Genomic DNA, 16,647 nt, shown 5'->3' on the forward strand with positions numbered 1-16,647 from the left:
TTCGTATAGTATGCGCTATCTGAACCCACAAATTGCATCACTGGCCAAAAAGAAAAAAACCTCATTGGTTAGAACGCAGGTCTCTTGCGGAATTTTTCAGGAAACGGATTTCTCAGTCACACGTATGGACAAAAGAAGACTTTCAGAAGAGGCCTTACTCCGTAAAAAGTGATTTATCCAACCCCGGAATTAGGTTTAAAGCGTTTTTATAGTATACTTTCTTTAATACTTCGTCCGGTAAATCAAGCCCATACATAGCCCAAAAAGCATGATACTTTTTATAATATGGAAAGTACTCATCGGCTGTTTCAAGCACCCTAAAATATGTTGGAAACTCCTCTGGTTTCCAGCTGTCTTTACCGAATAATATCCGATTTTGATATTTGATAAAGAAAGCCCTTGCTTGCCTGGGCTGTCTACCCAATTCGGCAATAACGGCCGCAATACCTACGTACATGTTCGGCAATTCATCCAACAACTGCCCTAACCTATTCAAATTATTCGCATACCACCCCATATGGGCGTTTATGAATTTGGTCTTTGTATGTTTTTTGAACATACGGTGCTGTTCATCAATAATTTGTTGCCAAGGCGCAGGATTGGTGGCCGAACGTTTTCGCCTTGGTTTCGTCTTAAGTTCTAGCCATCGCTCATTGGTACTGTCCATGGGGTCCCAAAATGATTTGGGATCAGCGGCATGAATCAATACCGGTATCCCCAATTCAGCACATTTAAGCCAAATGGGATCTAGCCTTGGATCATCAATCGCTATGCGATTGCCGTTAATATCTTTATGGCGTAGCCCAAGGCTCTTATAAATTTTAAGTCCTTTGGCCCCTGCCTTGACATCGGCCTCCAATTGTTCGGCTGCCTTTCTCCCCCATTCTTCAGTACCTACGCCCCCAAAGTCAACATTGGCAAAAATGACGAATCGATTTGGGTAATTTTCATTCACGTTTGTAAGCATGGCCCGTAACCCGGCACCAGAGCCACCACTCAAATTGACCATAATCCCTTCATTTAAGTCGTCCATATCAGCTATTAATTCAGATAAATCTTGTTGAGCCATCCTGAACTGGTGACTATGGATATCGATGAACTTGAACTTTGCACTTGAAATCGGATTTTGGGGCACGACCAAAGTAGATTTCGGATCGTACGTTTCAAAACTCATTTCTTGGGCCAGTATTAGACTTGAACTGAGAACGGCTATTAGAATACTTAATCTTTTCATTTTGGGCTGTTTTCTTTAATCAAATTATCATAATCTTCTTGGGTATCAATATCGGCAGCCTTGCTATTAGCGGCGACCCCTACTATTTCACTACGATAGCCCTTCATCAATTTTCTTGCACCGAAATCTTGATTCAATTTACGTAATTCCTTAAATAAGGATTGGTGGAATATTGCGGGAACCCCCTTACCATGACCGTAATCGGTGGCAGCTATCTTTACGTTTCTTTCATAAAAGGACCCCACGATCTTCTTTAAGAAAAACGCATCTAATAACGGTTGGTCGGCAAGCATTATCAAAATACCGGTATAGGCCTTTTTATTCATGAGTTCAGAAATCCCTAAAGCAATGGAGGTGCCCATTCCATCTTGCCAAGCTTTATTTTGTACAATACCAACTGGTTTATTTTTGATTTGTTTCTTGATTTGTTCAAAATTGGCTCCTAAAACAACCACAACATCCTTAGTGAGTTGAAGGGCTTCATCTATGCTGTGCCCCAATAAAGTGGTATGTTTCCATTGCAATAATTGTTTGGGGCGCCCCATTCGCCTAGAAGCACCTGCCGCCAATACGATAACCCCTATGGCATCTGTTTTCGTCTCCATCAACTGTGAATACTACCTCCTTTTGCCTTCAATAATATGGGCTCCTTTTTATTGACCACGGACAAAATTTCGGCCATTACGGATATTGCAATTTCTTGGGGGGTCTCTGCTCCAATATGGATTCCTGCCGGACCGTGAATCAACTCTAAATAAGTTTCTGAAATCTCTGGATACCTTTCCAGAAGTTCATTAAATAACTTTTCCCTTCTTCGAGAGGGGCCCAATAATCCTAAATAGGATAATCTCGTATCCCTTAGCGCAATTAAAAATTGTAAATCTTTGACATAACTATGCGTCATCAAAACCACAGCGGTATGTGCATCAAAATCAGGTTCAAAAACCTCGGCTTCCACACTTATAAAATCGGAGGCCCCAGGAAAATCATGGATTGATTTTTCTTCCCTAGGGTTGACCACCATCGTAGCCTCCCACCCCGTCATGGCAGCAAAAGAACACAATTGCACCGCATCATGCTCTGAACCAATAATGACCAATTTAAAACAAGGTGGTAATGATTGTTCGAATAACAACGTACCCGATGTATCAAAAGGGGAATTTCGTACTTGAAATGGTGTATCGTTTAAATAAAAAATGGAGCCAAAATCAGCATTTATATCATGTTCTTTCTGATAATGACTTGTTATTTCTATGGAAGTCCGTTGTTTAATAGCATTCCAAAAATTCTTTATAAAATAGATATCGGGCTCAAAAGGTTCCAATAGAATATACAGTATGCCCTCACACCCCAAACGATAACGGCCATCATAGGTCATTATCTTCGAAAGTTTTGAGCTAAATACCGAAATGGCCTGTCGAAACACTTCTTTTTCTACACAACCGCCGCTTACAGCACCCGTCATTGTTCCATTTTCCTGTAAAAGCATGCGAACCCCGGGTCTTCGATATGAAGAACCGTCCAACGCCACAACTGTGGCTAAGACACATGAAATACCTTCACTTTTTGCGGTTTCATAAGCGCTTACTATTTTCTTTAATTCGTGGGTCATACCAAGATTCTTCGGGTAGCTCTAAAAGGCACATTTTCGCCTTTCGTATATTTTTTTTGAGGTTGTAATCGTACAAAGCCATTGGCCTTGGTAAGACTGGTTAAATCACCTGAGCCATTACCATAAACCAAGTTTGCCATTAATCGCCCCTCTTCAATTTTAAGTTTGGCTCTTATAAACCGTGTCAAATCAGTACTATTATCAAAAGACTCCCCTAAAGTTACGGTAATTTCTTTGCTTGATGTGCCCAAACTTTTTTGCAACCAGGGTAAAAAATAGTACTGGTAATTTGCAAAGGTGGATCCAGGATTTCCTGGAAAAGCAAAAACAGTGGTCTTAGTTGCCTGATGACGACCAAACCAAAAAGGCTTTCCGGGACGTTGTTTTACCTTGTGAAATACTTTTTCAATACCCAAGGTCTCAAAAACCTCGGGTAAATAATCATATTTTCCTTTGGACACTCCCCCACTTAACAAAATCGCATCATATTCTTTTAGGGCACTGGAAATGCCTTTTATGGTGGATTCTTTGTCATCTGCGATATGCATTGCCGTTGCAATTAGACCTTGGTTCAATAATGCTGCCCGTAAGGTATGTGAATTGGATTTTCGAATCTGATGGGGCTTTGGAACTTCGCCAACATCGACGAGTTCATCACCTGTGGAAACAATACAAATAGTCGGGTTCTTTTTAACCTTTACAAAAGCTTTTCCGACCGAGGCCAATACCCCGATTTCCGCGGCAGTAATGGAGGTGCCCGCTTTCAGGATTTCGCTGCCGATGGGTTCATCACTACCTTTGCCGTGAATATTCTGTCCACTTTTTACAGGTTTTTCGAGGGTCGCAACACCGTCTTTGATGCCTATATGCTCGTACATTACTACAGTATCGCAATTTATAGGCAGCATAGCTCCCGTCATGACCTCAATACACGCATCTGAATCATCTAAGGTCATTTGCGGACTACCAGCGGCAGCGATACCCATAATCTTAAACCTAGACTTGCCATTTTCAATCGCTTGATAGTTTAAGGCAATGCCATCTTTGGTCGCCCTATCAAAAGGTGGAAAATCCCTATCCGCATAAATGGTTTCCGCCAAAACCCTACCATGTGCTTTATCAAGTGGAACAGTAACGCTACCAAAATCTGCCGTATTTGCCAATACCAAGTCAAAAGCTTCTTGAAATGAAATCATCATAAAAAATTGATTTGTAGACCATTATCCAACAATACCCTTACCCCAACAAAGAGAACCAATAGCGCCGTCAATAGACGGATTCCCTTTGCAGAAATCCTACTTAAGCTTAGCCGAACACCTAGTTGACCTCCAATCAAAACTGCAGCCAACAAACCTATAATTTCGGGCCAAAAAAGTTCAAAAGTACCTCCCGTCACCAAACCGCTAATCCCAGAAATCGAATTCACTAAAATAAAAAAGCTGGCCAAAGCAGCTATGGTTATTGGTTTGTCCCATTTCATCTGGTTTAAGATCGGTGCCAGAAATATTCCCCCACCAATGCCCACTAGACCCGACAAAAACCCAATTCCGGCACCTAAAATATAGGGCAGATATAGTGGATAGGTAACCGTGTTGTATTTTGATTTTAAATTCAGGGTTTGAATAACAAGTGCTAAAGCAGCTATTATCAGTGAGATACCAAGAATGATGAAAAAAATATGCTCTTTCAAACGAAAGGAAGCCCCTAGAAACGCCATGGGTACACTGGCCAATATAAAAGGAAGGAATTTTTTGATTTTTAAATGCCCCTTTCTATAAAATAAATAGCAACTACCTGAAACAACCATTAAATTGCAAAGCAGTGCCGTACTTCGAATAACGAAAAAACTGGTCAGTAAGAGTGTTAAAAGTGCCAAGTAGCTTGACCCCCCTCCAAAACCTACTGCGGCATATAATAGGGCCACAATAAAAAATAGGAGCATCACATAAACGAGCTCGCCTATTTCTAATGGCATAATGAAGTTATTTCGTTCATTCCGCCAGAAATGGAAATCAATATGGCGTCAGGATTTCTTTCTTGCACTAATTTTACCGCAGCTTCACTACGCTTACCCGATTGGCATAAAAAATACACGGGATACCTAAAATCCAAACAGGAACTTTCTTGAACAAGTTCATCGATAGGAATATGAAGTGCATTGTCCATATGGTTCTCCATATACTCTTTTTGGGTACGCACATCGATAAGTTGAACAGGCGTTTCAAGTGCCATAAACGCTTCTGCCGTAATTTCTGCAACCGTTTCACAACCTGAAAAACCGTAATCGTCTTGTAGCAGTTCTATTTCTTGGTTTTTGGTGTCAGCTTCAAATCGTATCTTTTGGGTAGTTTGTGACATACCGTCGTATAGCAATAATTTACCTGATAAGGCCTCTCCTATTCCAGTAATAACCTTAACGACTTCAAGCGCCTGTAACGAACCTATAATACCTGGCAGCACCCCTAAAACCCCATTGACATCACAATTGGGAATCTCATTGATTTTTGGAGCATCAGGAAACAAACAACGATAGGTAGGACCACCTTTATAATTGAATACACTTACCTGTCCTTCAAATGAATGTAATGCCCCATAAATAAAGGGTTTTTTAGCGATAACACAGGCGTCATTCAATAAATACCTGGTGGCAAAATTATCGGTGGCATCTACAACTACATCAAAATGAGATATGATATCGATTGCATTTTCCACAGTTAAAAATGTGGGATAGGATTCTAAGTTTGTGTTCGAATTTTGATTCCTTAATTTTTCCAGGGCCACGGTTAACTTTGCCCTACCAACATCCGTTTCGGTATAAAGAACTTGCCGCTGAAGGTTATGGAGTTCGATACGGTCATTTTCTACCAAACCCAAAGTTCCGATGCCCATGGCGTTAAGGTATTGGGCCACTGGAATTCCCAAACCACCTAGACCAACAATCAAAACCCTACTGTTCAGCAACTTACTTTGATTGTTCGAACCAAAGCTTTCAAGATTTTCTTGACGACGGTATCTTGAAGGGCTATTCATTTTTCAACCTTTGTTTTCGCAAACTCATATTCCTCCAAGGAATTCGCATTGTATAATTCCTCGTCATTTTCAGGAAACACCAATTGCGTATCCGAATTTATCAAAAACTTTCTTGGACAAGAACTTTGGGCCGTTTTCATGTGCTCAACCGCATGTTGTAGCCCCAAGGGTTCCCAAATGGCAACTAAAGGTTCTGGAAGTCTGGTTTTGGCAGTAGCAGATGCAGTAGCGTATGCATCGAGATTCCGGTTCGTCACCAATTGGGCGATCGTGCTTTGATTTAAAAGGGGTAAATCGCATGCAAGCACCAACCAAGCAACTTTTGGATATTCCCTATGGGCACTTAAAATTCCGTTTAAAGGCCCCTTATATTCATTTTTGTCTATGATGTAATTATATTCAGACCCCAATTCCGTTTCTTGCTCTGAACGGATACTTAAAAAAGTCTTTTCACAGACCGTTTGCGCTAATTTATATAAATACTCCCGTTGTGGAACACCATGGTATTCAATCAACCCTTTGTCGCTGCCCATACGGGTGCTTTTTCCACCGGATAATATTAAACCGTATAATTTTGTATCCATTTTAAGGTCAGCTTATAAATTCGATTCAACGTGTCAACTATTCTTCCCCTATTATCCTCCAATCGAGGTCATCGAACTATCAAAAACCCCCGTGTGTTCTTCTTGTGCCTCAAATCCTGTTTTGGCCCTAGTACCTACTGCTTTTAAGATCGCTTGCTTTAAATCTTCCTCGGTACTGTGGCCGCGCACGATTTCCCTAAGATTTGCCTTGGGTTTTCCGTACAGACACGTTATTACATCACCTGTGGCGGTTACACGCAGGCGATTGCAACTACCACAAAACGTTCTGCTGAAGGATGGAATCAGCCCAAAGGTACTTTTATGGCCTTCAATTTGATAATTGATGGAAGTCGATGTTTTAGGGGATTCTAATTTTCGATATTCAGGAAAGTGTTCCGTGATATGGTCTAAAATAGCCTTATAATCCCATTTGATGCGCTGAAAAGACTTACTGCCGCCGTTGAATGGCATTTCTTCCAAAAAGCGAATGGAAACAGGATAATGTTTCATTACTTCTAAAATGGGAATAATATCCTGTTCGTTTTGCCCGTCTAAAACAATAAAATTAACACGAACATTGAAACCCTCCGTTATCAATCGAATCAAATTCCCATGTACCGTATCATATTGGTTTCGACGTGTAATACGCTCAAAAGTCTCCCTATTGATGGCATCCAAACTGACATTGATGTTCTTGATACCCAATGCTTTCAATTCATTGATATGTGGTCCGATTAGCGAGGCATTCGTGGTAACGGAAATATCCTTCAATCCTTCAACTTGGGATAAATAACGGAGCAATCCCATTATGTCCTTACGTACGAAAGGTTCCCCTCCGGTAATGCGAATTTTATCAATACCTTGTTCAACCAGAATTTCAGAAATTTTTTCCAGTTCTTCAATGGTCAATAATTTATCATTTTTAACGAAGTTAATTCCTTCCGAAGGCATACAGTAATTGCAGCGTAGGTTGCAACGGTCAGTTACTGCCAAACGCAGGTAATTAATCGTTCTATTGTGATTGTCTATCAACATCTTTGTAAATTCCTAATTCAAGTTACAAGTTCAAACACAACTAAAAACATCAAATCCATAGGTATTCTAAATGGGTTTATAGCCTTTATGCTTTTTATTTCGTCGCAATTCCAACTTTTCTATTTCTAACTTTTTAATTTCAATCACCCCCCACTCACCGGTGGAATCAATGCAATTTCGTCATAAGAGTTGATTTCATTGTCATCATGTGCGTAATTGTTGTTGACGGCTATTGCCAATGACGATAATTTGTTGAGTTCTGGATAGGCATTCCCTAAAAATACCCGTAATTCTTTTACGGTTTTGGGGATACTTTTGCCCGTTATACTTGTTGTAGGTATAGAAAGTGAAGGGCTACCAACGATATCCTTGGTAACCCCGAACAATAAAATTGTCATATTGATTATCCGATTACTGGTTCTTCAGGGACTTTTAATAATTCTGGGTTCTTTACAAAAGGTTGTTGGTAGATGCGCTTGCCGGTTGCCGCTTTCAAGGCATTGGCTACGGCACCCCCAGCTGGTGGAAGTGTTGGCTCACCCAAACCTGTTGGTGAATATTCGTTCTCCATTAGATGAACCTCGACTTTTGGGGCTTCTTTCATTCTTATCAATCGGTAGCGGTCAAAATTCATTGCAGAGGGCAATCCAGCTTCAAAACCAAAATCGCCGTACATCGAATGCCCAATACCATCGATTACACCGCCCTCAATTTGGTTCAGGGCCCCTAATGGGTTCACAACAATACCACAATCGACCACACAAGTCACTTTTTTCACTACTGGCGTACCATTTTCAATTTCGACATCGGCAACTTCAGCCACATGGGTATTGTGGCAATAATAGTTGACAAAGCCCTGATATACCCCTTTGGGTTTTGCACCCCATCCTGATTTTTCCACTGCGGTCTCAATGACCTTTATCATTCGTTCAGGGGAATATTCTATGCTTTCATCAGCTGCCGCGTCCACTTTTTTAAGTAGATCGATACGGAGCTGTACTTTGTCTACCTCCATTGCCTCTGCCAACTCATCAAAAAAGCTTTGTTCCGCATAGGCCAGAAAATTAGTGTAGGGTGCCCGCCAAGCCCCCGTGGTTATATTACTCTTATAACTTTTAGTATCGACTTGGTAATTTTCAATCGCACCTGCGGGAAAGAAATTTGGGATCAAGCCATACATGTTATCATTGATTGCAGCTTCTTTTAGGTGGTATCCGGTCAATTGCCCATCTTTCACAGAGGCCTTGATACGATACTTGATCGCTGGTCGATATACACCGACCGCCATATCATCTTCACGACTGTAAACTACCTTTACCGGTTTTCTGATGGCATCTGAAATTTCGGCAGCCTCCAAGACAAAATCGCCATACAAACGACGACCAAATCCACCGCCCATTCGGGTCATTTCTAAAAGAATCTCATCTTCACCACGGCCGAGCATTTTAGCAATTAGGCCTGCCTTCCAAGCCGGTGTTTGTATCGGACCCACCAAATGGACCTTTGCATCGGTTACATCCGCGAAAAAGTTCATGGGCTCCATACAGTTATGTGGCAGAAAAGGGGATTCATAAGTGCGCTCCAAGACCATATCGGCTTCTTTGAATGCTTTTTTCACATCGCCATCCTTCCTCCTTGTGTCAAACTGGGTTCCATCTAAAAAGCCCGTTAGCATTTGATCATGGTTTTCAGTGCTCTCCATGAGCACATCATCTTCCCATTCGGCAGTAATGGCCGCTTTGGCCTTCATGGCCTGCCACGTGGATTCGGCAATGACAACAACTTTATTACTACTCGAAATCTTACTTGCAAAACTCGGGTCTTCTTCAAAGAGTGCCTGTACTTTGGCCCCGATTTCAATGACATCTATAACCCCAGGCATGCTTTCGGCCTCGGAAGCATCGTAAGAGACCAATTTTTGTCCAAAAGCAGGGGGTCGCAACACTGATGCATACACCATTCCTTCTTTCTTATAGTCTAGACCATACAATGGTTTCCCTGTCGTAATCTTATCGATATCAACATTTCGGGCATCGGTACCTATAATTTTATAGTTCTTTGGGTCTTTTAAGGCAACATTTTCCGGCACTTCCATTTGTGCTGCTTCATTGACCACATCACCATAACCCAAGGTTTCACCTGCAGCATTGGTAATCACACCCTCATTGACCGTACATGTTGACGCATCTACGCCCCAACGTGCGGCAGCGGCATTGACCAGCATCTGTTTTGCGGTAGCGCCCGTTTGCCTGAGGGCATCCCATCCGTGACGTATGGACTGGCTTCCACCGGCGACTTGCCGTGTGTAATTTTTGGTATCTAGAATACCTTGTTCCACATAAACATCTTTCCACGCCACATCCAGTTCTTCCGCGATGATCATGGGCATCGAAGTTTTTACCCCTTGACCGATTTCGGGATTAGGTGAAAATATGGTTACCGCACCGTTATCCGCAATTTTTATAAACGCATTGAAATCATTGTAATCTAATTGCGCTAAATCCACCGGCGGAGCGGCCTTAGGCTTACAGGCTTGAAATAGGTTAAAGCCTATCAATAAGCCTCCACCTGCCAAGGAAGAAGTGCGCATAAAAGCCCTTCTGCTAAATTTTATTGTTGAATTTGACATTTTTGTGTTTTTGATTAGTTCATGTTCTCGGCCGCTTTTTCCACCGCACGATAAATCCGATTATAAGAAGCACAACGACAAATGTTGCCGTGCATGGCATTTTTAATCTCTTCTTCCGATGGATTCGGATTCTGTTCTAAAAAGGCGGAAGCCGTCATGATTTGACCTGCTTGACAATACCCGCATTGTGGCACATCAACTTCTTTCCAAGCTTCTTGAACGGGGTGTTTGCCATCTTCGGATAATCCTTCAATGGTCGTTATTGACTTACCGTCCAATTGCCCTAAGGTCATGGAACAACTTCGCATAGCGGTACCGTCAACATGAATGGTACAGGCACCACATTGCCCTATCCCACATCCGTATTTCGTGCCCACTAAATCTAAATGGTCACGTAAAACCCATAAAACAGGGGTGTCTGCAGCTACTTCAACGGACTTGGATTCTCCGTTGACATTAATTTGAAACGTTGGCATAGTTTTTCTATTGATTCTTTGTTGGTATTAAGTTACCAAAATTTAAGGGTGTTTTCTTTTTTTTAACAAGTCAAGCCCCACTTTAACAAATATTTAATGTTGCACTTGTTTTCGAAGGATCTTGTCACGAATCTCCCGCCATGTTACCAATGTTATTTCATTGTTTCGAAGCAATTGCCTAACACTATCACTTGAAAAAAAATCCACATCCGCCTGCCGCCACGAAGCACCCCAAAATTCCTTTTCGACGGTCACCGCCTGCATTTCTTCATCGTCATAGGCCAAATGGATCAAGATGATATTTAGACCGGCTTGTAATTCGTTTAAGGTTTTGGTATAGAAATCAGCCATACCCTCTTGGAAATGGGTTGGATATGCCGTGTATATTCCATCGACGATAATTTGGTTTCCATTTTTTACCAACTTCTTTATTTCGCCGTCTTGCATCGATTGGTTGGCTCCATCCAGTAACACAGGCAGCTTGAATTCGTTTCCAACGGAAATATAACTTTTCAAAAATTCCTTTGTTGCGCCCGCTGTACCCATATGGGCATCTAAATGCGTCACATCTATTCCGTTACGCAATGCCATTTCAACTTGGTTTTGCAACTCTATCTTAACTTCTTCGGGGTTCCCTTTTTCGACTACCTCAGGAATATTATCAAAAAAATAGCCATTGGCATCGACAAGGCTTCTAACGGAATCTTTCGAGCTTACCGGGGCCCATTTATAAAAATTCCATTCACTGTTCAAGGTAAGGTGCAGACCAAGGTCCAGGGTCTTGTTTTCCTGGGCATAGTCGGCTATTTCAAGAAACCAGGGGCACGGTACCATGATACTGGCTGAGTTTACAGGGGTTGATTCCAAGCCTTGAATACTCGCCCTGTTCTCAGAATGCGTCACCCCAAGGTCATCGGCATGGATTATCAAGAGTTTGGCATCTTTTTCATACCCCAACTGTTCTGCGATAGTTTGGCAGGTTGCAGTACTAAAATGCAACACCAACACTAAGTTCAAAAAACGCTTTAGCAATGTTTTCATCACGTTTTGTTTGTTTTTTATGAAACTACAAATTTTTCTTAATGTACACTATTGGCGGAGTTTTTGCGTTGAACTGGAAGAACCGATAAATTTTGAAAATGAAAACCTTCAAAAAACTTTTAGCTTCCCTCTTTGCAATTTTACTTATTACCGCTTGTGGCAATTCAGACGATGATGTCAACTTTGACTTGAACCAAAGTGAATTGGGTAAAGGGGAAGAACCTGATTCTTGTCTAGGATTTGAAGATAATGATTTACTACTCTCCATACAGGAAGAGTTTACCACACTACCTAGTAAGGTTTCCGTGCTCTTTAAAGTAACCGATAATTTGGGGAATCCGGTTTCAGGACTCACCGCCAGCCAATTTACCATTTACGAACAGGGCAGGAATGACGATTGTTTCAATACCATTTCACCTTCTGAATCTTTTGCAAGAATCTCACCCAATTCACAGGTATTCAATAACAATACCCTGCTGGTGCTTGACTTAAGCAACTCCGTTTTGCAAAGTAGTTTGGAAGAACTAAAGGTGGCTTCTACAAGCTTCGTGAACAATGTTATGCCAACACCGGAGACCGATTCTTTTAAAATGGCCATCTATTGGTTTGATGGGGAAGATGTACTACACTTGTTAAATCCATTGACATCCTCTGCTGAAGAATTAACGGCTTCGATAGCAGCCATAGATGAAAATATAAGCAATGATCCTTCTACCGATTTGTATGGCGCGGTTATCAAATCGACCAATATTGCCGAAGAACTTATACAAGAGACCAATGAACAAAGTATTATTGGTGCAGCATCAGTCGTATTGTTCACTGATGGTACGGACCAAGCATCACGGTTTACCGAACAGAGTGCCTTGAATGCCGTAAACAATGCAAACCCAAATATTTCTTTTTTCACCATTGGGCTAGGTGCCGAAATTGACACCCAAGTACTTACTGAAATTGGCAAAACAGCAAGTGTCGTCGCTGCCAATGCCGCAGAACTGGAGGCTACCTTCAATCAGATTTCCGCAAGGGTCTCTGAGCAGGCCAATAGCTTTTACCTGTTCGAATATTGCACCCCGAAACGTGATGGTAGTGGTGAAAACAATTTGGTCATTCAACTCACCAATGGTGCATTGCAAGGGGCCGTACAAACCAAATTCAATGCTACTGGCTTTACAGGAGGCTGTGAATAAGGGGTTAGGCTCCAGCTTAACATCAAAGTAATATCACATGAATCATTGAATTCATTATCTTGTGTGTGATTTAAAACCGACGAGAAATGAGATCATTGATTTTTATATTAGGCATCTGTTTGTTTGCTACATCTTTAAATGCCCAGAATACCAAGGCCTTAGAAGGACGATGGGATATTGAAATGGAATTCGAGGGAAAAACGGTTCCGTCGTGGTTAGAAATCAAACATTCAGGTCATGCTACATTGATCGGTCGTTTTGTTTTCGCCTTGGGAAGCGCTAGACCTATTGCTGAAATCGTTGAAAATGAAGGTGTAATTACTTTTTCCATTCCAAGACAATGGGAACCTGAAGGCGGCCCAATGCAATTCAACGCTAAACTTGTTGGTGATGCCCTTATCGGTACGATGAAGTATGTCGATGGCAAACTTTACACTTGGAAGGGCACCAAAGCACCATCTTTGGTACGGAATACCCCACCCAAACCTAAGGATCCAATTGATTTGTTCAATGGCAAGGATTTATCGGGATGGCATGCCAATGGCGAAAATCAATGGGTTGTGCAAGATGGTATTTTAAAAAGCCCCAAATCAGGGGCAAATTTAATTAGTGATCAAGAATTTGCCGATTTTAAGGCAAGCATTGAATTTCGCTATCCGGAAGGTAGCAATAGCGGAATCTATTTAAGAGGACGGTATGAGGTTCAAATAGCCGATAATATTGGCCTGCCGCCTTCCGATATTTATTTTGGGGGTGTCTATGGCTTTCTAGAGCCCAATGAAAATGCAGCGAAAAGTGCCGGGGAATGGCAAACTTATGACATCACGTTGATCGGACGTCGCGTTACTATAGTAGCCAATGGAAAAACGATCATCAATGACCAGACGATACCTGGTATCACTGGTGGGGCAATCGATAGTAAAGAAGGGGAACCTGGGCCCTTCTTGATCCAAGGGGATCATGGCCCGATTGAGTTTAAAAAATTTACCGTAGTTCCTTTAGATTAAGTCCCGTAAAGTCCAAACCTGTTTATCACCTGACAAAGTTCTCGACTGCGCCTGTCTACCGACAAGGCAGGCTCGAATTAAAAGATGGTTTTTTAACCTATCACTATCCCTGATTGTATGGTTTTATTTTAACGTGGGTTCGACGTAACAGTAGATCCAAAAGAGAACAAATGCCGACAGTAATAGACAGTTGTCATCCCGAACGTGTCACACTGAGCGCAGTCGAAGTGCAGTCGAGGGCTTGAAAGAATGTACATTTAAAGAGAGGTTTCGACGGAGCCTGTCTTGAGCGAAGTCGAAAGGCTCAACCTGACATAAGTTTATAAATCGCGGGAAACCCAAATAAGTGACAGGTTTCTTACGTCAAACTCACGTTATTTTAGTATACCTACCACCACTTACTGCTATTCCACAGGTTTGAGCTTGATATTGCGCCACTTCACTTTTATACCTCCACCGTCATGTATTTGAAGGGCGATAGCTCCTTCACCATTTCCTATTTTCCCATCTTCCAATTGTACCATTTGAACCCCATTTAGATAAGTGGTGATTTTAGGGCCATTGGCCACGATTTTCATACTATTCCAAGCCCCCATTTTTAGGATATGGTCTTTATTAGGGTCGGGCTTGATCAACCAGCCCCTTCCATAAGATTCATAAATACCACCGGTATGTTTTGTTGGTGGGGCCACCTCTACTTGCCAACCGGTTACTTTAGTACCCTCAAAAGTAGACCTTAAGAAAACACCACTATTGCCGTCCGCTTCTTGTTTGAACTCTAAGGTCAACTCAAAGTTTTTATAGTTTTCTACGGTTGAAAGATATCCATAAGCTTCATCAGGGCCACTTTCACATATCAGTTCGCCATTTTCAACATACCATTTTTCGGTTCCGTGATTAATCCATCCTTCTAAATTTTTACCGTTAAAAAGTGGAATTTGTTCTTGACCAATGACATGGCATAAGGTGCTGACGGACAGTATGATTATAAGTGCTATGTGCTTCATTTCGCTATTTAAATGGATAGTTAAGGTACTGAAATTCCAAAACATGGCCCTCAACCCAACAAATCTGACAAAAAGTAGGGTATTTGACCCGCGGATTGTTTTAGTTATGAAAACGAACAACAACATCCTTAAGCTTAAATTATATGAATCTTAAATCAATATCATTATGGATGTTATCAGAGACATTTTAAAAAACGGCCCCATAGCCCCCTATTCCCTTTGGACCAAAAGTATTCTTCTTTCCGTTTTCTCCAGTATTGTTTGTACCCTCATAATCATGTTGGTGATACTCTTGGTAAACGGTTATAACACGAACATTCAATTTGGGTATTAACGATAAATCAGGGCATTTTTAAACTTTTGATTTTTCAAGGGTTCGTTTAAGTCCAATAAAAATCCATTGATTACGGCATGGGTAAGTTCACCATCCTTTTCCAGGAAAAAAGTAGGATTTATTCCTGGTTTTAGTCGAAAATCTTGAAGTTTATAGTTTGGGCCGACTACGTGCAGCGGCACACCGGAATGGTTAACCTCTTTCGGAATCGCCTTGGTTCGAATATAAGCTTGCCCAAGGTTCAAGAATCGTTCGCTTTCCGTAACGTCGGCCATCTTTTTTTCAGCACTTACGGTAGCACTCCCCATTTTTGGTGGAACAATGGTATAGCCCTTGGCATCAAAGGTTTCGTACCCATAATAGGTCGATAAATCCCCTTGATCTGCAATAAAACTACTATAGTAAAAATTCGAGTGTGTTTCATCGTCCACCTCATTTCGGTTTATACCTAAGTCCAGTATATAGTCCTTTCCTAATAATTGATAGGTGGCATTAGTGATTTTTAAATCAAAAAGGTTACGGTTGTTTCGAGGGATCTTTTCATATTCTTCGATAGGTATATCCACATAACTTTCTTTAGCGATGGTATATAAGGCAGAAAGGATGGACACATAGTTCAATTTTCGAATCTTTTGTTTTTCCACATCATTTTGAAAACCACCGGATTCAATCAATATGAGACTGGTACCCCATTTTGCGATATTATCCCCAAATGCCCTAGGTTCAAAATCATCATTGTACCTGCCCACTTGACCAGGAGCATATTTTTGAATGATATCGTTCATAAAAACAATTACCTTCATGGCATTGGCACGTACTTCATTAATGTCCTTTTCGTAATTATAGGCCGTGGCCAAATACGATATCGTTGCTGGCTTGGGGGTACGTTCCGCATTGTAATAGGTACTTTGGTCATGCAAATTAAATCCGAAATCGGCATTCAAACTGTCGCGAACCCGTTTCAAGGTTTGCCCTTCTGGGGATTGTAAACGCAACGCATCACGATTGATATCAATACCGAGGGCATTACGCCTTTGAAAGACCTCGGCCCCATCAGGGTTCAACATTGGAAGAAAATGCAATTTCAAATTGGATAAGATCGTAGCTTTCTCAGTTTTAAATTCTTCGGCGTTCAAAAAATTCAAAATATCAAAAATTGCTTGGGTCGCGGTTGGTTCGTTACCATGCATTTGAGACCATAAGAATATATTGGTTGGTCCGCTACCAATACTAATAAGATTTAAATCCCTTCCCTCGATGGACTGTCCCACCTTATGCACTTCAAACTTTGGATTCGTTTTGAGCTTTTCAATCAACGGAACAAGTTGATGGTACTTAACCCTACGCTTGTCTAAAGTAGCCTCCCTATGGCTTTCATAGGTTTCATACAACTGTTCGGTAAGCTCTTGAGAAACAATGGATTGTATGCTGCAAAAAACAAGAACTAAAAGAAGTTTGGTTCGCATAAAAG

General features: G+C 41.4%; 18 protein-coding genes. 4 read left to right on the plus strand and 14 right to left on the minus strand.

The window, feature by feature from the left end; all coding sequences use genetic code 11:
• Positions 1-10: 10 nt before the first annotated feature.
• A complete protein-coding gene (locus AACM45_RS02960; protein WP_339140658.1) occupies positions 11-172 on the plus strand; it encodes a hypothetical protein in 162 nt (53 codons plus the stop codon).
• Here the strand turns inward: AACM45_RS02960 and AACM45_RS02965 are convergent.
• From AACM45_RS02965 to AACM45_RS03020, 12 genes are all read right to left on the minus strand, one after another.
• Positions 155-1,234, minus strand: coding sequence for an amidohydrolase family protein (locus AACM45_RS02965; RefSeq protein ID WP_339140659.1), 1,080 nt, complete (start codon positions 1,232-1,234; stop codon positions 155-157). The two genes, AACM45_RS02960 and AACM45_RS02965, sit on opposite strands and share 18 nt — an antisense overlap.
• The gene (locus AACM45_RS02970) at positions 1,231-1,839 is read right to left on the minus strand and encodes a nucleotidyltransferase family protein (protein ID WP_339140660.1); all 609 of its coding nucleotides are present in this window, start codon (positions 1,837-1,839) and stop codon (positions 1,231-1,233) included. The genes AACM45_RS02965 and AACM45_RS02970 overlap by 4 nt, the downstream gene beginning before the upstream one ends.
• On the minus strand, positions 1,839-2,846 hold the full coding sequence (locus AACM45_RS02975; protein ID WP_339140661.1) for an XdhC family protein: 1,008 nt from the start codon (positions 2,844-2,846) through the stop codon (positions 1,839-1,841). The genes AACM45_RS02970 and AACM45_RS02975 overlap by 1 nt, the downstream gene beginning before the upstream one ends.
• Positions 2,843-4,045 carry a molybdopterin molybdotransferase MoeA gene (locus AACM45_RS02980; RefSeq protein WP_339140662.1) on the minus strand — a complete coding sequence of 401 codons (1,203 nt, stop codon included), beginning with the start codon at positions 4,043-4,045 and terminating at the stop codon, positions 2,843-2,845. Before AACM45_RS02980 ends, AACM45_RS02975 begins: the two co-directional genes overlap by 4 nt.
• The gene (locus tag AACM45_RS02985) at positions 4,042-4,821 is read right to left on the minus strand and encodes a sulfite exporter TauE/SafE family protein (RefSeq protein WP_339140664.1); all 780 of its coding nucleotides are present in this window, start codon (positions 4,819-4,821) and stop codon (positions 4,042-4,044) included. Before AACM45_RS02985 ends, AACM45_RS02980 begins: the two co-directional genes overlap by 4 nt.
• Positions 4,812-5,876, minus strand: coding sequence for a HesA/MoeB/ThiF family protein (locus tag AACM45_RS02990; protein WP_339140666.1), 1,065 nt, complete (start codon positions 5,874-5,876; stop codon positions 4,812-4,814). Before AACM45_RS02990 ends, AACM45_RS02985 begins: the two co-directional genes overlap by 10 nt.
• The gene (mobA, locus tag AACM45_RS02995) at positions 5,873-6,460 is read right to left on the minus strand and encodes a molybdenum cofactor guanylyltransferase (protein ID WP_339140667.1); all 588 of its coding nucleotides are present in this window, start codon (positions 6,458-6,460) and stop codon (positions 5,873-5,875) included. Before mobA ends, AACM45_RS02990 begins: the two co-directional genes overlap by 4 nt.
• 51 nt (positions 6,461-6,511) lie before the next feature.
• The gene (gene moaA, locus AACM45_RS03000) at positions 6,512-7,495 is read right to left on the minus strand and encodes a GTP 3',8-cyclase MoaA (protein WP_339140669.1); all 984 of its coding nucleotides are present in this window, start codon (positions 7,493-7,495) and stop codon (positions 6,512-6,514) included.
• A gap of 143 nt (positions 7,496-7,638) precedes the next feature.
• A complete protein-coding gene (locus tag AACM45_RS03005; RefSeq protein WP_339140670.1) occupies positions 7,639-7,893 on the minus strand; it encodes a MoaD/ThiS family protein in 255 nt (84 codons plus the stop codon).
• A gap of 5 nt (positions 7,894-7,898) precedes the next feature.
• On the minus strand, positions 7,899-10,124 hold the full coding sequence (locus AACM45_RS03010; RefSeq protein ID WP_339140671.1) for a xanthine dehydrogenase family protein molybdopterin-binding subunit: 2,226 nt from the start codon (positions 10,122-10,124) through the stop codon (positions 7,899-7,901).
• 14 nt (positions 10,125-10,138) lie between these two features.
• Positions 10,139-10,600, minus strand: a complete 462-nt coding sequence (locus AACM45_RS03015) for a (2Fe-2S)-binding protein (RefSeq protein WP_339140672.1) — start codon at positions 10,598-10,600, stop codon at positions 10,139-10,141.
• Positions 10,601-10,693: 93 nt separating this feature from the next.
• A complete protein-coding gene (locus AACM45_RS03020) occupies positions 10,694-11,641 on the minus strand; it encodes a polysaccharide deacetylase family protein (RefSeq protein ID WP_339140673.1) in 948 nt (315 codons plus the stop codon).
• Positions 11,642-11,739: 98 nt separating this feature from the next.
• Here AACM45_RS03020 and AACM45_RS03025 point away from each other — a divergent pair, with 98 nt between their 5' ends.
• On the plus strand, positions 11,740-12,828 hold the full coding sequence (locus AACM45_RS03025; protein ID WP_339140674.1) for a vWA domain-containing protein: 1,089 nt from the start codon (positions 11,740-11,742) through the stop codon (positions 12,826-12,828).
• 86 nt (positions 12,829-12,914) lie between these two features.
• Positions 12,915-13,835 carry a 3-keto-disaccharide hydrolase gene (locus tag AACM45_RS03030; protein ID WP_339140675.1) on the plus strand — a complete coding sequence of 307 codons (921 nt, stop codon included), beginning with the start codon at positions 12,915-12,917 and terminating at the stop codon, positions 13,833-13,835.
• Between the two features lie 404 nt (positions 13,836-14,239).
• Here AACM45_RS03030 and AACM45_RS03035 read toward each other — a convergent pair whose 3' ends face one another.
• A complete protein-coding gene (locus AACM45_RS03035; protein ID WP_339140677.1) occupies positions 14,240-14,842 on the minus strand; it encodes a 3-keto-disaccharide hydrolase in 603 nt (200 codons plus the stop codon).
• A gap of 166 nt (positions 14,843-15,008) precedes the next feature.
• Here AACM45_RS03035 and AACM45_RS03040 point away from each other — a divergent pair, with 166 nt between their 5' ends.
• Positions 15,009-15,176, plus strand: a complete 168-nt coding sequence (locus tag AACM45_RS03040; RefSeq protein WP_339140678.1) for a hypothetical protein — start codon at positions 15,009-15,011, stop codon at positions 15,174-15,176.
• Here the strand turns inward: AACM45_RS03040 and AACM45_RS03045 are convergent.
• Positions 15,173-16,642 (minus strand): M14 family zinc carboxypeptidase, encoded by a 1,470-nt coding sequence (locus AACM45_RS03045; protein WP_339140680.1) that lies wholly within the window; start codon positions 16,640-16,642, stop codon positions 15,173-15,175. The two genes, AACM45_RS03040 and AACM45_RS03045, sit on opposite strands and share 4 nt — an antisense overlap.
• Between the last annotated feature and the right edge of the window lie 5 nt (positions 16,643-16,647).

The sequence above is a fragment of the Croceitalea sp. MTPC5 genome (genome assembly GCF_036985505.1).
Classification (GTDB): domain Bacteria; phylum Bacteroidota; class Bacteroidia; order Flavobacteriales; family Flavobacteriaceae; genus Croceitalea.